The organism is Streptomyces sp. NPDC091279, assembly GCF_044757465.1.
Taxonomy (GTDB): Bacteria; Actinomycetota; Actinomycetes; order Streptomycetales; family Streptomycetaceae; genus Streptomyces.
This window is the reverse complement of record NZ_JBIVVA010000010.1, coordinates 49,530-63,326: the sequence shown is the minus strand read 5'-3', so window position 1 is coordinate 63,326 and position 13,797 is coordinate 49,530. Positions and strand designations below refer to the sequence as shown.

At 72.2% G+C, this 13,797-nt stretch carries 13 protein-coding genes; 9 read left to right on the top strand and 4 right to left on the bottom strand.

All coding sequences use genetic code 11. The features are described 5' to 3' along the window. The first annotated feature begins 5 nt into the window (after positions 1–5). Positions 6–1,199, top strand: a complete 1,194-nt coding sequence (locus tag ACIQOU_RS24910) for a hypothetical protein (protein WP_401539123.1) — start codon at positions 6–8, stop codon at positions 1,197–1,199. A 1-nt stretch (position 1,200) separates the two neighbouring features. Here the strand turns inward: ACIQOU_RS24910 and ACIQOU_RS24905 are convergent, their stop codons facing one another. After that, positions 1,201–2,436 (bottom strand): glycosyltransferase 87 family protein, encoded by a 1,236-nt coding sequence (locus ACIQOU_RS24905; RefSeq protein ID WP_401539122.1) that lies wholly within the window; start codon positions 2,434–2,436, stop codon positions 1,201–1,203. A gap of 129 nt (positions 2,437–2,565) precedes the next feature. Here ACIQOU_RS24905 and ACIQOU_RS24900 point away from each other — a divergent pair, with 129 nt between their 5' ends. Beyond that, on the top strand, positions 2,566–3,708 hold the full coding sequence (locus ACIQOU_RS24900) for a glycosyltransferase family 4 protein (protein ID WP_401539121.1): 1,143 nt from the start codon (positions 2,566–2,568) through the stop codon (positions 3,706–3,708). Between the two features lie 313 nt (positions 3,709–4,021). Here ACIQOU_RS24900 and ACIQOU_RS24895 read toward each other — a convergent pair whose 3' ends face one another. Next, the gene (locus ACIQOU_RS24895) at positions 4,022–5,818 is read right to left on the bottom strand and encodes an AMP-dependent synthetase/ligase (protein ID WP_401539119.1); all 1,797 of its coding nucleotides are present in this window, start codon (positions 5,816–5,818) and stop codon (positions 4,022–4,024) included. Between the two features lie 307 nt (positions 5,819–6,125). Here ACIQOU_RS24895 and ACIQOU_RS24890 point away from each other — a divergent pair, with 307 nt between their 5' ends. The 6 genes from ACIQOU_RS24890 (at position 6,126) to ACIQOU_RS24865 (ending at position 11,217) form a co-directional block, all read left to right on the top strand. Continuing rightward, on the top strand, positions 6,126–6,923 hold the full coding sequence (locus tag ACIQOU_RS24890) for a metallophosphoesterase (protein ID WP_401539118.1): 798 nt from the start codon (positions 6,126–6,128) through the stop codon (positions 6,921–6,923). 111 nt (positions 6,924–7,034) lie between these two features. Continuing rightward, positions 7,035–7,478 carry an SRPBCC family protein gene (locus ACIQOU_RS24885; protein WP_401539116.1) on the top strand — a complete coding sequence of 148 codons (444 nt, stop codon included), beginning with the start codon at positions 7,035–7,037 and terminating at the stop codon, positions 7,476–7,478. A 125-nt stretch (positions 7,479–7,603) separates the two neighbouring features. Then, on the top strand, positions 7,604–8,773 hold the full coding sequence (locus tag ACIQOU_RS24880; RefSeq protein WP_401539114.1) for an ArsA family ATPase: 1,170 nt from the start codon (positions 7,604–7,606) through the stop codon (positions 8,771–8,773). 57 nt (positions 8,774–8,830) lie between these two features. Then, the gene (locus ACIQOU_RS24875; RefSeq protein ID WP_401539113.1) at positions 8,831–9,313 is read left to right on the top strand and encodes a DUF5304 domain-containing protein; all 483 of its coding nucleotides are present in this window, start codon (positions 8,831–8,833) and stop codon (positions 9,311–9,313) included. Positions 9,314–9,368: 55 nt separating this feature from the next. Beyond that, positions 9,369–10,322 carry an ROK family glucokinase gene (locus ACIQOU_RS24870; RefSeq protein WP_401539112.1) on the top strand — a complete coding sequence of 318 codons (954 nt, stop codon included), beginning with the start codon at positions 9,369–9,371 and terminating at the stop codon, positions 10,320–10,322. A gap of 136 nt (positions 10,323–10,458) precedes the next feature. Continuing rightward, a complete protein-coding gene (locus tag ACIQOU_RS24865) occupies positions 10,459–11,217 on the top strand; it encodes an endonuclease/exonuclease/phosphatase family protein (protein WP_401539110.1) in 759 nt (252 codons plus the stop codon). A 95-nt stretch (positions 11,218–11,312) separates the two neighbouring features. Here the strand turns inward: ACIQOU_RS24865 and ACIQOU_RS24860 are convergent, their stop codons facing one another. Continuing rightward, positions 11,313–11,894, bottom strand: a complete 582-nt coding sequence (locus tag ACIQOU_RS24860) for a hypothetical protein (RefSeq protein WP_401539108.1) — start codon at positions 11,892–11,894, stop codon at positions 11,313–11,315. After that, a complete protein-coding gene (locus ACIQOU_RS24855) occupies positions 11,887–12,666 on the bottom strand; it encodes an alpha/beta hydrolase (protein ID WP_401539107.1) in 780 nt (259 codons plus the stop codon). The genes ACIQOU_RS24860 and ACIQOU_RS24855 overlap by 8 nt, the downstream gene beginning before the upstream one ends. A gap of 201 nt (positions 12,667–12,867) precedes the next feature. Here ACIQOU_RS24855 and ACIQOU_RS24850 point away from each other — a divergent pair, with 201 nt between their 5' ends. Then, complete coding sequence (locus ACIQOU_RS24850) at positions 12,868–13,794, top strand: 1-acyl-sn-glycerol-3-phosphate acyltransferase (RefSeq protein ID WP_401539105.1); 927 nt, start codon at positions 12,868–12,870, stop codon at positions 13,792–13,794. The last annotated feature ends 3 nt before the right edge of the window (positions 13,795–13,797 follow it).

The window sequence follows — 13,797 nt, the reverse complement described above, 5'->3', positions numbered from 1 at the left end:
GGAACGTGGCGGGTCGTGGACGCGGATCGAGAACGGCGGCGGTGGCGCTGGTGGCCCCGCTGCTCGCCGCCCTGGTCTCCTGCGCCGGACAGCGCACCGACAACGCCGACACGGCCGAGGTCCAGCTGCTCCTGGACCGGCGGGCCACCGCCGTCCTCGCCGGGGACGAGGGGGCCTTCCTCGCCACCGGCGCGCCCACCTGGTTCGCGAACGCGCGGGCGGTGCCGTTGGCCGCCTGGTCGTACCGGCTGACCTCGCTGCACAGCTCCGGGGCGCGGGCCACCGCCGACGCCGAGCTGCGCTACCGGGTCCGGGGCTACGACAGCGCCCCCGTCAGCGTCCACCGCGCCCTCACCCTGACCCACGAGAGCGACGGCACCTGGTCCGTCGACGCCGACAAGCCCGCCGCGAAGGCACCCCAGCTGCCGTGGGACCAGGGCCGGGTGAGCGTCGTGCGGGGCACCCACAGCCTGGTGCTCGGCGTCGGACAGTCCACCGTCACCCTGCGCTCCTACGCGCGCCTCGCCGACCGGGCCGTACCGGCCGTCACCGCCGCCTGGGGGGACGACTGGGCCCGGCACGTGGTGGTGCTGGTGCCGAGGACGCTGGAGGGCATGGCGGGGCTGCTAGGGTCGCCCGCCGCCTCGTACCGGGGGATCGCCGCCGTCACCACCGGCGAGGTGGGCGGCGCGGGGAAGGCACCGGCCGACCGGATCATCGTCAACCCGCAGGCGTACGCCGGGCTCGGGGACCTCGGCAAGCAGGTCGTGCTCACCCACGAGACCACCCATGTCGCCTCCCGCGCCCACACCTCCGCCGCCACCCCGCTGTGGCTGTCCGAGGGGTACGCGGACTGGGTCGGCTACCGCGACACCGGCCGCACCGCCCGCCAGGCCGCACCCGAGCTGGAGCGCGCGGTCGACGAGGGGAACGTTCCCAGTGCGCTGCCGACCGACGCCGACTTCGGGTTCGGCAGCGACGCGACGAAGCTGGCGCAGGCCTACGAGGGCGGCTGGCTGGCCTGCCGGATGATCGCCGACGGGTGGGGCGAGGAGAAGCTCGGCCGGTTCTACCGGGCGGTCGGCGCCCGCCACAGCCGTTCCGGCGCGGTCCAGAACGCGCTGAAGGAGGTGCTCGGGACGGACTCGGCGTCGTTCACCGAGCGGTGGCGTGACTACCTGGGCGAGCAGCTCGGCTGAGTCACGGGGAGACCGACGTCTCGCTCGTGCGGGTCGCCTGGCCGGGGACCCGCGTCGAGGCGGCGGGGCGGGCCGTGGCCCGCCACAGGACGCGGGAGCCCAGGAGAGCGGCGGCGACCAGCAGGCCGTTGCGCACCACCAGCAGACAGACGCCGAACGTGGTGCTCTGGACGACCTCCGAGAACCAGATCGGGAACTCCAACAGCGTCACCAGGCTCGCCACCAGGACCAGCACCGTCGGCAGGCCCATCCGGCTGCCCCGGAAGCAGAGGCAGACCGCCGCGAGGCCGACCAGCCACACCATGTACTGCGGGCTGATCACCCGGCTGGTCACGGTGAACATCAGCACCGCCACGAACGCCGCGTCCGCCGCCGTGCCCGCCTCGAACCGGGTCGCCGCCAGCCGCCACAGCAGCAGCCAGCCGAAGGCCATCCCGGTCAGGAACAGGGCGGCCGTGCTCACCTGGGACACGTACGGGCCGACGAACTCCACCGAGCCGTAGTTGAGCAGCACCTGACCGGCCCAGCCGTGGTGGCGGGCGATGTGGAAGACCAGCGAGCCCAGCGACTCCACCTCGGTGCCCCGGTCCCGCTGGAACGTCAGGAACGCGAACGGACCCGGCATCGACACCGCGAACAGCGCCGCGAGCCCCGCCACGCTCAGCAGCGCCGCCAGCCACGCGCTCCGGCGGCGCACGCCGACCAGCAGCAGCGCCGGCCACACCTTCAGCATCGCGCCGAGGCCCACCAGCGCGCCCATCACCCGCGGATGCCGGCCCCCGGCGAGCAGCGCGGCCACCGCGACGGCCGTGACCATCAGGTCGTAACGGGAGTACACCGTCGGGCCGAGCAGCGGCACGCCCACCACCCACACCCACGCCCCGCGCGACGACCTCCCCGGCCGCCGGCCCGCGTACACCAGCAGGGCGAACGCCACCAGGTCGGCCGCGCAGGCCAGCAGGAAGAACGCCTGCGCGTAGCCGAGGAACGGCAGCAGCGCGGGGGAGAGGATCGCCAGGGCGGCGGCCGGCGGGTACTGCCAGGTGACGTCGTCCAGCGGGAAGGTGCCGGTGCGCAGCACCTCGAACCAGCCCTGGTAGATCACCGATACATCGCTGGTGACGTCCGGACCGGGGAATATCCACACCTTGTAGACGAAGAGCAGCAGCACCAGCCTGGTCACGCCCCAGGTCCCCAGCAGGCACGTCAGCGATCGCGCCCCGCCCGTCGTCTTCACCGTGATTCCCCTGCCGTCCGCGTCCCGCCTTGAGGGGAACATGATGTCTTGTCGCGCTGTGAGCATGCCACCCGACATGACGGCACCGGTCGGCGGGCCGCTGACCGGATGTCGATAGGGTCGGCGGCGATGCACAAGACCCTGATCGTCACGAACGACTTCCCGCCCCGCCCCGGCGGCATCCAGGCGTTCCTGCACAACATGGCGCTGCGCCTCGACCCCGAGCGGCTCGTCGTCTACGCCTCCACCTGGAAACGCGGCCCCGAGGGCGCCCGCGCCACCGCCGCCTTCGACGCCGAGCAGCCCTTCACCGTCGTTCGCGACCGGACGACGATGCTGTTGCCGACGCCCGTTGTCACCCGCCGGGCGGCCGGGCTGCTGCGTGAACACGGCTGTACGTCGGTGTGGTTCGGGGCGGCGGCGCCGCTCGGGCTGATGGCACCGGCGCTGCGCAGGGCCGGTGCGGAGCGGCTGGTGGCCACCACCCACGGCCACGAGGCGGGCTGGGCCCAGCTGCCCGCGGCCCGCCAACTGCTCGGCCGGATCGGGGAGTCGACGGACACGCTCACCTACCTCGGCGCGTACACGCGCTCCCGGATCGCCACCGCGCTCAGCCCCGAGGCCGCCCGCCGGATGGTCCAACTGCCGCCCGGCGTCGACGAGAAGACGTTCCACCCGGGCTCCGGCGGCGACGCCGTGCGGGCCCGGCTCGGGCTCACCGACCGGCCGGTCGTGGTGTGCGTCTCCCGGCTGGTCCCGCGCAAGGGGCAGGACACCCTGATCCGCGCCCTGCCCCGGATTCTGGCCGCCGAACCGGACGCCGTCCTCTTGATCGTCGGCGGCGGACCCTACGAGAAGGACCTGCGCAGGCTCGCGCGCGAGCGGGGCGTCGCCGACTCCGTGCGCTTCACCGGCGCGGTCCCCTGGTCCGAGCTGCCCGCCCACTACGGCGCCGGTGACGTCTTCGCCATGCCGTGCCGGACCCGGCGCGGCGGACTGGACGTCGAGGGCCTCGGCATCGTCTACCTGGAGGCGTCGGCGACGGGACTGCCGGTGGTGGCCGGCGACTCCGGCGGCGCCCCGGACGCGGTCCTGGACGGCGAGACCGGCTGGGTCGTGCGGGGCGGCTCGGCCGACGACACCGCCGAGCGGGTGGTCGCCCTCCTCGGCGACACGGAGCTGCGCCGCCGGATGGGGGAGCGGGGGCGGGCCTGGGTCGAGGAGAAGTGGCGCTGGGACCTGCTCGCGGAGAAGCTCAAGGCGCTTCTGTAGCAGGGGAGTTGGGCCGGTCGGCTGACAACTGCGGCCGGACGCGGGGGCGTTGGCCCGTTCGTGACGCTCACCGCGCCGCCGGATGGGGGAGCGGGGGCGGGCCTGGGTCGAGGAGAAGTGGCGCTGGGACCTGCTCGCGGAGAAGCTCAAGGCGCTGCTGTAGCAGGGGAGTTGGGCCGGGTGGCCGACAACTGCGGCCGGGTGAAGGGGCGTTCGCCCGTCCGTGACGCTCACCGCGCGCCGCCCGGACGCACGACGGCGCGGGTCCCCGTCGAGGACACCGCGCCATGAGCCAACTCGCCTGCGGGCGAGGCTACTTCTGGTAGATCGCCTCGATCTCGTCCGCGTAGTCCTTGGCCACCACATTCCGCTTGAGCTTCAGGGACGGCGTCAGATGGCCCGACTCCTCCGTGAACGCGGACGGCAGGATGCGGAACTTCCGCACCGATTCCGCCTTCGACACCGCGGCGTTCCCGTCGTCGACGGCCGTCTGGATCTCCGCGAGCAGATCCGGGTCCTCGCGCAGCGACGCGGCGGTGGCATCCGCCGGTTTGCCGTGCTCCGCCGCCCACCGGCCGAGGAACTCCTCGTCGACGGTGATCAGCGCGCCCACGAACGGCCGCCCGTCGCCGACCACCATGCACTCACCGACCAGCGCGTGCGCGCGAATCCGGTCCTCGATCACGGCCGGCGCGACGTTCTTGCCGCCCGCCGTGACGATGATCTCCTTCTTGCGGCCGGTGATCCGCAGATACCCGTCCTCGTCGAGGGTGCCGATGTCGCCGGTGTGGAACCAGCCGTCGGTCAGCGCCTCCGCCGTCGCGCCCGGGTTGTTCCAGTACTCCTTGAACAGATGCTCGCCATGCAGCAGCACCTCGCCGTCGTCCGCGATCCGGATCACCGAGCCCGGCAACGGCTGCCCGACCGTGCCGATCTTCGTCCGGTCCCACGGGTTGAACGCCGTCGCCGCGCACGACTCGGTCAGGCCGTAGCCCTCAAGGACGGTGAAGCCGATGCCCCGGAAGAAGTGGCCGAGCCGCTCGCCCAGCGGGGCACCGCCCGAGATCGCGTACTCGCCCCGCCCGCCGAGCACCGCCCGCAGCTTGCTGTAGACCAGCTTGTCGAACGTCCGGTGCTTGATCCGCAGCCCCAGCGACGGCCCCGACGGCGTGTCCAGCGCCTTGCTGTACGCGATCGCGGTGTCGGCGGCCTTGTCGAAGATCTTGCCCTTGCCGTCGGACTGCGCCTTGGCCCGCGCCGAGTTGTAGACCTTCTCGAAGACCCGGGGCACCCCCAGGATCAACGTCGGCCGGAACGACGCCAGTTCATCGGTGAGGTGCTTGATGTCCGGGAGGCAGCCCAGCTTGATCGGTGCCATCATCGGCGCGATCTGCACCAGCCGCCCGAAGACGTGCGCCAGCGGCAGGAACAGCAGCACCGAGCACTCACCGGTGCGGAACAGCGGCCGCAGCCGTTCCACGATGTTGCCGCACTCCGCGAAGAAGCTGCGGTGGGTGAGCACACAGCCCTTGGGCCGCCCGGTGGTCCCGGACGTGTACACGATGGTCGCCGGGTCGTCGGCCTTGGCGAGCGAACCGCGCTCCTCGACGGTGGCGTCCGAGACGTCCCGCCCCAGCGCGCCCAGCTCCTCGACACCGCCGCCCTCGATCTGCCAGACGTGCTTGAGCGCCGGCAGCCGGTCCCGCACCGACTCGACGGTCGCCGCATGCCCGTCCAGCTCCACGACACAGGCCGTCGCGCCCGAGTCGGAGAGAATCCACTGCACCTGCTCCGGCGAACTGGTCTCGTACACCGGCACGGTCACCGCGCCCGCGCTCCAGATCGCGAAGTCCAGGAGCGTCCACTCGTAGCGGGTGCGGGACATCAGGCCGACCCGGTCGCCCGGCTGCACGCCGGAGGCGATGAGGCCCTTGGCCGCGGCGACCACCTCGGCCAGGAACGCCGTCGCGCTGACGTCCTGCCAGCTGCCGCCCGACTTGCGGGCGATCACGGCGACCTCGGGATGCTGCGCGGCGTTTCTGCGGACGATGTCGGTCAGATTGCCGTCCGCTGGGACCTCGTACAAAGCCGGAAGGCTGAACTCGCGCAAGACTGCTGCTCCTCATAGGGCGCCGGCGCCACGACGTTGTGCGATGCGACGGTGCGGTCCAAGGCTCGGGCGGGTGCTCGGGATTCACGGGGCGAAACCCTTGAGCACAACTGGACTGCCCGGACGTTACCCGCCGGTATGGCGACTCCGACAGGGGGACCGGTGAGATGTTCGCCGCGTCACACGGATTGATGTTCCTGTTGCTGTTCCTGCGCGTACGGTAGTCCACCCACAAACTGACTGGCCAGTAACCACAGGCCCGGACGGCACTGTTCACCGGTGCCGCACACGCCTACCCTTGATCGACATGGCACCCACACCGCCCGGTAACGGCAGGAACCGCGTCCATGTGATCAGCGACGTGCACGGCAACGTCCGTGACCTGGCCGCCGCCGGCGAAGGCGCCGACGCCCTGATCTGCCTCGGTGACCTGGTCCTCTTCCTCGACTACGCCGACCACACGCGCGGTATCTTCCCCGACCTGTTCGGCGAGGCGAACACCGACCGGCTCGTCGAGCTGCGCACCGCCCGCCGCTTCGAGGAGGCCCGCGACTTCGGCGCCCGCCTCTGGGCCACCATAGGCACCGACCGGGCCGCCGTGATCGAGAAAGCCGTGCGCAAGCAGTACGCCGAGCTGTTCGCCGCCTTCCCGAACCCGACGTACGCCACCTACGGCAACGTCGACATGCCTGATCTATGGCCGGAATACGCCGGAGTCGGCACCACGGTCCTGGACGGCGGCCGCGTCGAGATCGGCGGCCGCACCTTCGGCTTCGTCGGCGGCGGCCTGCGCACCCCCATGCGCACCCCGTACGAGATCAGCGACGAGGAGTACGCGGCGAAGATCGAGGCCGTCGGCGAGGTCGACGTCCTGTGCACCCACATCCCGCCCGAGGTCCCCGAACTGGTCTACGACACCGTCGCCCGCCGCTTCGAACGCGGCAGCCGCGCCCTCCTCGACGCCATCCGCCGCACCCGCCCCCGTTACTCCCTCTTCGGCCACGTCCATCAGCCGCTCGCCCCGCGCCTGCGCGTCGGCGCCACCGAGTGCGTCAACGTCGGGCACTTCGCCTCCACCGGCCGGCCCTGGGTCCTGGAATGGTGAGCGACGCCGGTGCGGGTGATCGGCGGCGGTCACCTGCGCGATAGCCTTCACGCGGCACACACGTGCCGACGACGACCTGTCTACCGGCCCGTATCCGGAGGAGCCACGGCGATGGCGGAACACACCAGTTCGAGCATCACGATCGAGGCGGCGCCGGCCGACGTCATGGCGGTGATCGCCGACTTCGCCCGCTACCCGGACTGGACCGGCGAGGTCAAGGAGGCGGAGGTCCTCCAGACCGACGACCGGGGCCGCGCCCAGCAGGTCCGCCTCGTCATGGACGCCGGCGCGATCAAGGACGACCAGACCCTCGGCTACACCTGGACCGGCGACAACGAGGTCTCCTGGACCCTCGTCAAGTCCCAGATGCTCCGCTCCCTGGACGGCTCCTACCTCCTCAAGCCCGCCGGCCCCACCGCAACCGAGGTCACCTACCTCCTCACCGTCGACGTCAAGATCCCCATGCTGGGCATGATCAAGCGCAAGGCGGAGAAGGTCATCATCGACCGAGCCCTGGCGGGCCTGAAGAAGAGGGTGGAGTCGGGGGAGGCGTAAGCCCTTCAGCCCGTCCGGCGTTTGAGGACGAGGCCCGTTCAGGGCCGAAGCGGGGGGCTGGGGGCGGCAGCCCCCAGTGCCGAGGCCCACGGAGGCGGGCCACTTCCGGGGGTACGGTCACTGCCATGCGCACGATCCTGATCACGGGCCCCGGCGGAGCCGGCCGCACCACCATCGCCGCCGCCACCGCCCTCACCGCAGCCCGCGAGGGCACCCGCACCCTCCTGCTCGGCACCGACCGCACGGACACCCTCGGCACAGCCCTCGGCACCGAGACCGGCCCCACCCCCAGGACCGTCGCCCCGAACCTCACCGCCTGGCGCCCCGACGCCACCGCCGGCTTCCGCGCCGACCTCGCCGCGTTCCAGGACCGCGCGGCGAGCGTCCTCGACCTGCTGGGCGCCTCCCGCCTGGACACCGAGGAGGTCACGCCGCTGCCCGGCGCCGAGGAACTGACGCTGCTGCGGGCCCTGCGCGACGCGGCCCTCGCCGACCGGCACGACCTCCTCGTCGTCGACCTGCCCGCCACCCCGCAGGCCCTCGCGCTGCTCGCGCTCCCCGAGGAACTCCGCCGTTATCTGCGCCGGTTGCTGCCCGCGGAACGGCAGGCGGCGCGGGCGCTGCGCCCGGTGCTCGGCCGGCTGGCCGGTGTCCCGATGCCCTCCGAGTGGCTCTACGAGACGGCCGCCCGCTGGGACCTGGAGCTGGGCGCCGTGGAGGCCGTCCTCGCCGACGCCGGCACCGTCGTTCGCCTGGTCGCGGAGCCCGGACCCGCCGCTGCCACCGCCGTGCGGGACGCGGTGCTCGCCCTTGCCCTGCGGGGGCGGCGGCCGCAGGCGCTGGTGGCGAGCCGGGTGCTGCCGGAGGAGGCCGCCGAGGGGTGGCTCGCCGGGCCGGTCGCGCAGCAGCGCAAGGTGCTGGAGGAGTGGCAGCAGGACCACGAGGTGCACCGGGCCGCGCACCTCGGCCACGATCCGCGCGGCGCCGACGACCTCGCCGCCCTCGCCGTTCCCACCGCCGCCGGAGCCGCCGCCGGCGTCGAGTGGCCGGTCTCCGACCAGCTCGCCGACGACGGCGTCCTGGTCTGGCACATCCCGCTGCCCGGCGCGATACGCGAAGACCTCGACCTGATCCGGCGCGGCGACGAACTCGTCGTCACCGTGGGCCCGTTCCGCCGGATCGTCGCGCTGCCGTCGGCGCTGCGCCGGTGCACCGTCGACGGGGCGGCGCTGCGCGAGGGCGAGCTGCGCATCCGGTTCGCGCCGGACCCGGCGCTGTGGCCCGGCGGCCGGTGAACCGGGCGCGGTCGTTCGGGTAACGTCGGAGAGACGAACCGTAGTCAGGAGTCCGTCATGAGCGAAGAGCTTCCCCTGTCGGATGCCGGTGAGCCGAAGCCCGCCGACGCACCGCGGGCCACCGACGACGACGCCTGGTCGACGGCGTGCGCCGAGGACCTCGCCGCGGAGAAGGCCCGCCGCCGGGCCCAGCACGGCCCGCCCCCGGGATCGGCCGCCGAGGAGCTGCGCAAGCTGGTCGACGCGGTCGCCGACCGGCTCTCGTCGACGCGGTCGCCGTTGCTCGGCGCGGTCGCGGGACCGGCCGCGCAGCAGGTGGTGCGGCAGGTCGTCCAGCAGGCCAAGGCCGCCGTCGAACCGGTCATCGAGCGCAACCCGGACGTCTTCGACCACCTGGCCGCCGCCGGCGGCGAACTCCTCGCCGCGTACCGTTCCGCCGTCCAGACCCAGGAACGGCGCTGGACCACGAAGGCCGACGGGACCGGCGGGACCGACGGCGACGAGGGCCCGCCCCCGGGTGAACGCATCGACGTGGAGTGAGTTCCTGCTCGGGTACGGTTGGCCGTAGCGGGGCTCGACCGAAACTGAGGATTTCATGGGACTCACCATCGGCGTCGACATCGGCGGCACGAAGATCGCGGCCGGCGTGGTCGATGAGGAAGGCAACATCCTCTCCATGCACAAGGTGCCGACCCCGGGCACGGCCGACGGCATCGTGGACGCCATCGCCTCCGCGGTGGAGGGCGCCCGCGCCGGGCACGAGATCGTGGGCGTGGGCATCGGCGCCGCCGGATACGTCGACCGCCAGCGCTCCACGGTCTACTTCGCGCCGAACATCGACTGGCGCCAGGAACCGCTGAAGGAGAAGGTCGAGAGCCGCGTCGGCCTCCCGGTCGTCGTCGAGAACGACGCCAACGCGGCGGCGTGGGGCGAGTACAGGTTCGGCGGCGGCAAGGGCCACCGCAACGTCATCTGCATCACGCTCGGCACCGGTCTGGGCGGCGGCATCATCATCGGCAACAAGCTGCGCCGGGGCCACTTCGGGGTCGCCGCCGAGTTCGGCCACATCCGCATGGTGCCGGACGGGCTGCTGTGCGGGTGCGGTTCGCAGGGCTGCTGGGAGCAGTACGCCTCCGGGCGCGCCCTCGTCCGCTACGCCAAGCAGCGCGCCAACGCCACCCCCGAGCACGCCGAGTTGCTGCTCGGCCTGGGGGACGGCAGCCCCGAGGGCATCGAGGGCAAGCACATCTCCATGGCCGCCCGGCAGGGTGACCCGGTCGCCGTCGACTCCTACCGGGAACTCGCCCGCTGGGCCGGCGCCGGCCTCGCCGACCTCGCCTCCCTCTTCGACCCCTCCGCGTTCATCGTCGGCGGCGGCCTCTCCGACGAGGGCGAGCTGGTCCTCGACCCCATCCGCAAGTCCTACAAGCGCTGGCTGGTAGGCGGCAACTGGCGCCCCGTGGCCGAGGTCATCGCCGCCCAACTCGGCAACGAAGCAGGCCTGGTAGGAGCAGCAGACCTAGCCAGGGAACCCGACCCGATCATGTAATTCCCGGTAAGCACAACGCCGGATTGTTCAAGGGGCGCGGCGCTGTATCGGATATGCGGCGCCGCTGCGGGCGCAACCCCACGACGAACCGTCAGCCGCACACGCCCCCCGGCAGGGGCGGGCGTAGATTGACCAAATGCCGCCGCTCCCCTCCTCCCGCACAGAGCCCGACGGCTCCCCCCTCATCAGAACCCTCACCTACAACATCCGCTCGATGCGCGACGACCCCGCAGCCCTCGCCCGCGTCATCACCGCCTGCGCCCCCGACCTCGTCCTCCTCCAAGAAGCCCCCCGCTTCTTCCGCTGGCGCAAAAAACTGGCCCGCCTGGCCGCAGCCACCGGCCAGGTGATCGTCACCGGCGGCGCCCCCACCACGGGCCCGGCGATCCTGTGCTCACTGAGGGCGACGGTGGAACACACCGAGGACGTCCTCCTCCCCGCCACCCCCGGCCTGCACCGACGTGGCTTCGCCACCGCCGTCCTCCGTTTCGGCGCCGCCCGGGTAGGCGTACTGAGCTGCCACCTCTCCCTGGACGAGCAGGAGCGCCACACTCAGGGCGCCGCCCTCCTCGACCGCCTCGCCCACTTCGGCACGGAGCACGTGATCGCGGGCGGCGACCTCAACGAACGTCCCGACGGCCGCACGTTCCGCCGCCTCGCCGCCACGCTCCAGGACGGCTGGGCCACCGCCCCCTGGGGTGGCGAACACACCTGGACACGGGACGCGCCCCACCGCCGCATCGACGCGCTCTTCGCCGGTCCTGGCATCGAAGTGCTGGGCTGCGGAGTGCCGTTGGAGCAGCCCGGCGTGACGGCGGCGGACCTGCGGGCGGCCACCGACCATCTCCCGGTCCTCGCCGCCCTGCGCATCCCCGCCGACACCACCCGGCGTTAGCCGCCCGGCGTCGGAGGACCGGCATCGGACGACCGGCATCGGACGACCGGCGTCGGACAACTGGCGTCCGGACGGCCGGTGTTGGACAGCCGGTGTCAGACGACCGCGCCGCGTCCGGGGTCCACGTCGTCCTCGTCGTCGGTTCTCATCCGGGTGACCAGCGTGGCGAAGCCGCCCAGGAAGCCGCCGATGCAGAGGGTGGCCAGCCACCAGGTCATGTCCCAGCCCAGCACGATCGCGACCAGCAGCAGCACCGGACCGCCGAGCACGCCCAGCCAGGCGAACTTGGCGGTGACGTCGGCGGCGGGCAGCGGCGGCGGCTCCGGCGGGACGAAGTGGCCCTCGTCGTCGGCGTCGAAGTCGTTCTCGCCGGGCTCCGCGACGGAGTGGTCGCGTGGGCCGACGCCGGGTGCGAAGGAGACGGAACCGCCCAGCGGGGTGGCGGGCTCGGCCGCCTTCGGCTGCTCGGGCTCGCCGGACTCGTCGCCGTCGGTGCCGTTGGTCTCCGGCTCCAACAGGGCCAGATCCTCGACCGACTTGAACGGTTTCGCGCCCGGCGGATCGACCGGTTCCTCGCCGTATCCCGCGACGATCGCCGCCCAGGCCGCGTCCTCGTCGAAGGGAACGCCCTGCTCCTCGGGCTCGCGGTCCTCACGCTCGAAGTCGTGTTCAGCCACCGGTGGCCGTCCCTTCCTTGCCGACACTGGGTGCGAGCCGCCCGATGAACGTGAGGCTCTCCTCGACGATCCGGTCCGCGTCGTGGTCCAACGTCGCGACGTGGTAGCTCTGTTCCAGCAGCACTTCATGGACATCGCGCGAGGAGACCCGGCCGAGGATGCGCGCCGCGTCGGCCGGCGGCACCACATGGTCCTGCGGGCTGTGCAGGAGCAGCAACGGCTGGGTGACCTGCGGCAGTTCGCGATCGACCACCCGGAAGAGGGCGCGCAGCGAGTGCGCCGCGTGCAACGGCACCCGGTCATAGCCCAGCTCGACACCGGTCGGCTTGGCGATGTCGCTGGCGATGCCCGGCGCGGACGGCACCAGATGACGCAGCAGGGGCAGCGCGTACTGGGCCGCGCCGTGCATGCGGTTGCCCGGGTTGACGAGCAGCAGGCCGCTCACCGCCTCCCCGTGCCGGGCCGCCAGCCGCAGGGCGAGGGTGCCGCCCATCGACAGACCGGCCACGAACACCTTCTCGCACCGCTCGCCCAGGGCACGCAGCTCACGGTCCAGCTCCGCGTACCAGTCCTGCCACCCGGTGACCTGCATGTCCTGCCAACGGGTGCCGTGCCCGGGCAGCAGCGGCAGCGAGACCGTCAGGCCCCGCTCGGCGAGCCGCTCCGCCCAGGGCCGCAGCGACTGGGGGGAACCGGTGAAACCGTGGCAGAGGAGGACGCCGACACTGCCGCCCTCGTGGCGGTACGGCTCGGCTCCAGGAAGGACCGGCACCTTCGGTCTCCTGTTCGTGGAAGGGGCGGACACGGTAGTGGAAGGCGCGGACAACAGGGCACCCGGTCTGCGAAGCGTTCGCAGGACCTTCACGGTACGCGACCGCACTGACACCGACCAGGGTCGTCGGCTCCTTCGGCGGCGCTCCGGGTTAAGGTCTGAGCGAGAGACAATGGAGGCACTGGGGTGTTGTACGGCGCGATGAAGGTCGCTATCGGGGGACCGCTCAAAGTCACCTTCCGACCCTGGGTGGAGGGTCTTGAGAACATTCCCGCCGAGGGTCCGGCGATCCTGGCGAGCAATCATCTCTCGTTCTCGGACTCGTTCTTCCTGCCCGCGGTGCTGGACCGCAAGGTCACGTTCATCGCGAAGGCCGAGTACTTCACGACGCCCGGGGTGAAGGGCCGGATGACCGCCGCGTTCTTCAAGGGCGTCGGCCAGCTCCCGGTGGACCGTTCCGGTGCGCGCGGCGCGGGCGAGGCGGCCGTCAAGAGCGGTCTTGAGGTGCTGGAGCGCGGTGAACTGTTCGGCATCTATCCCGAGGGCACCCGCTCGCCCGACGGTCGCCTGTACCGGGGCAAGCCCGGCGGCCTCGCGCGCGTGGCGCTCGCCAGCGGCGCCCCGGTGATCCCGGTCGCGATGATCGACACGGAGAAGATCCAGCCGCCGGGGAAGGTGATGCCGAAGCTGATGCGGCCCGGCATCCGGATCGGCAAGCCCCTGGACTTCAGCCGCTACCAGGGCATGGAGCACGACCGTTTCGTGCTGCGCGCGGTGACCGACGAGGTCATGTACGAGATCATGAAGCTCTCCGGCCAGGAGTACGTCGACATCTACGCGACGGCCGCCAAGCGGCAGATCTCGGACGCGGCGAAGGCCGAGAAGGAAGCGGAGAAGGCCGCCAAGGCCGCCCTCGCCCAGGCCGAGAAGGAGCAGGCCGAGAAGGAGCAGGCCGAGAAGGAGCAGGCCGAGAAGGAGCAGGCGGAGAAAGAAGCCGCCGAGAAACAGCCCGGACCGGAGAAGGCCGCGGAGAAACAGCCGGAACCGGAGAAGCCTGAATCGGCGAAGTCCGAACCGGACACCACAGGGCCTGAGCAGCGGCCCGGGTCGGAGAAGTCCGCGCCGTAACGG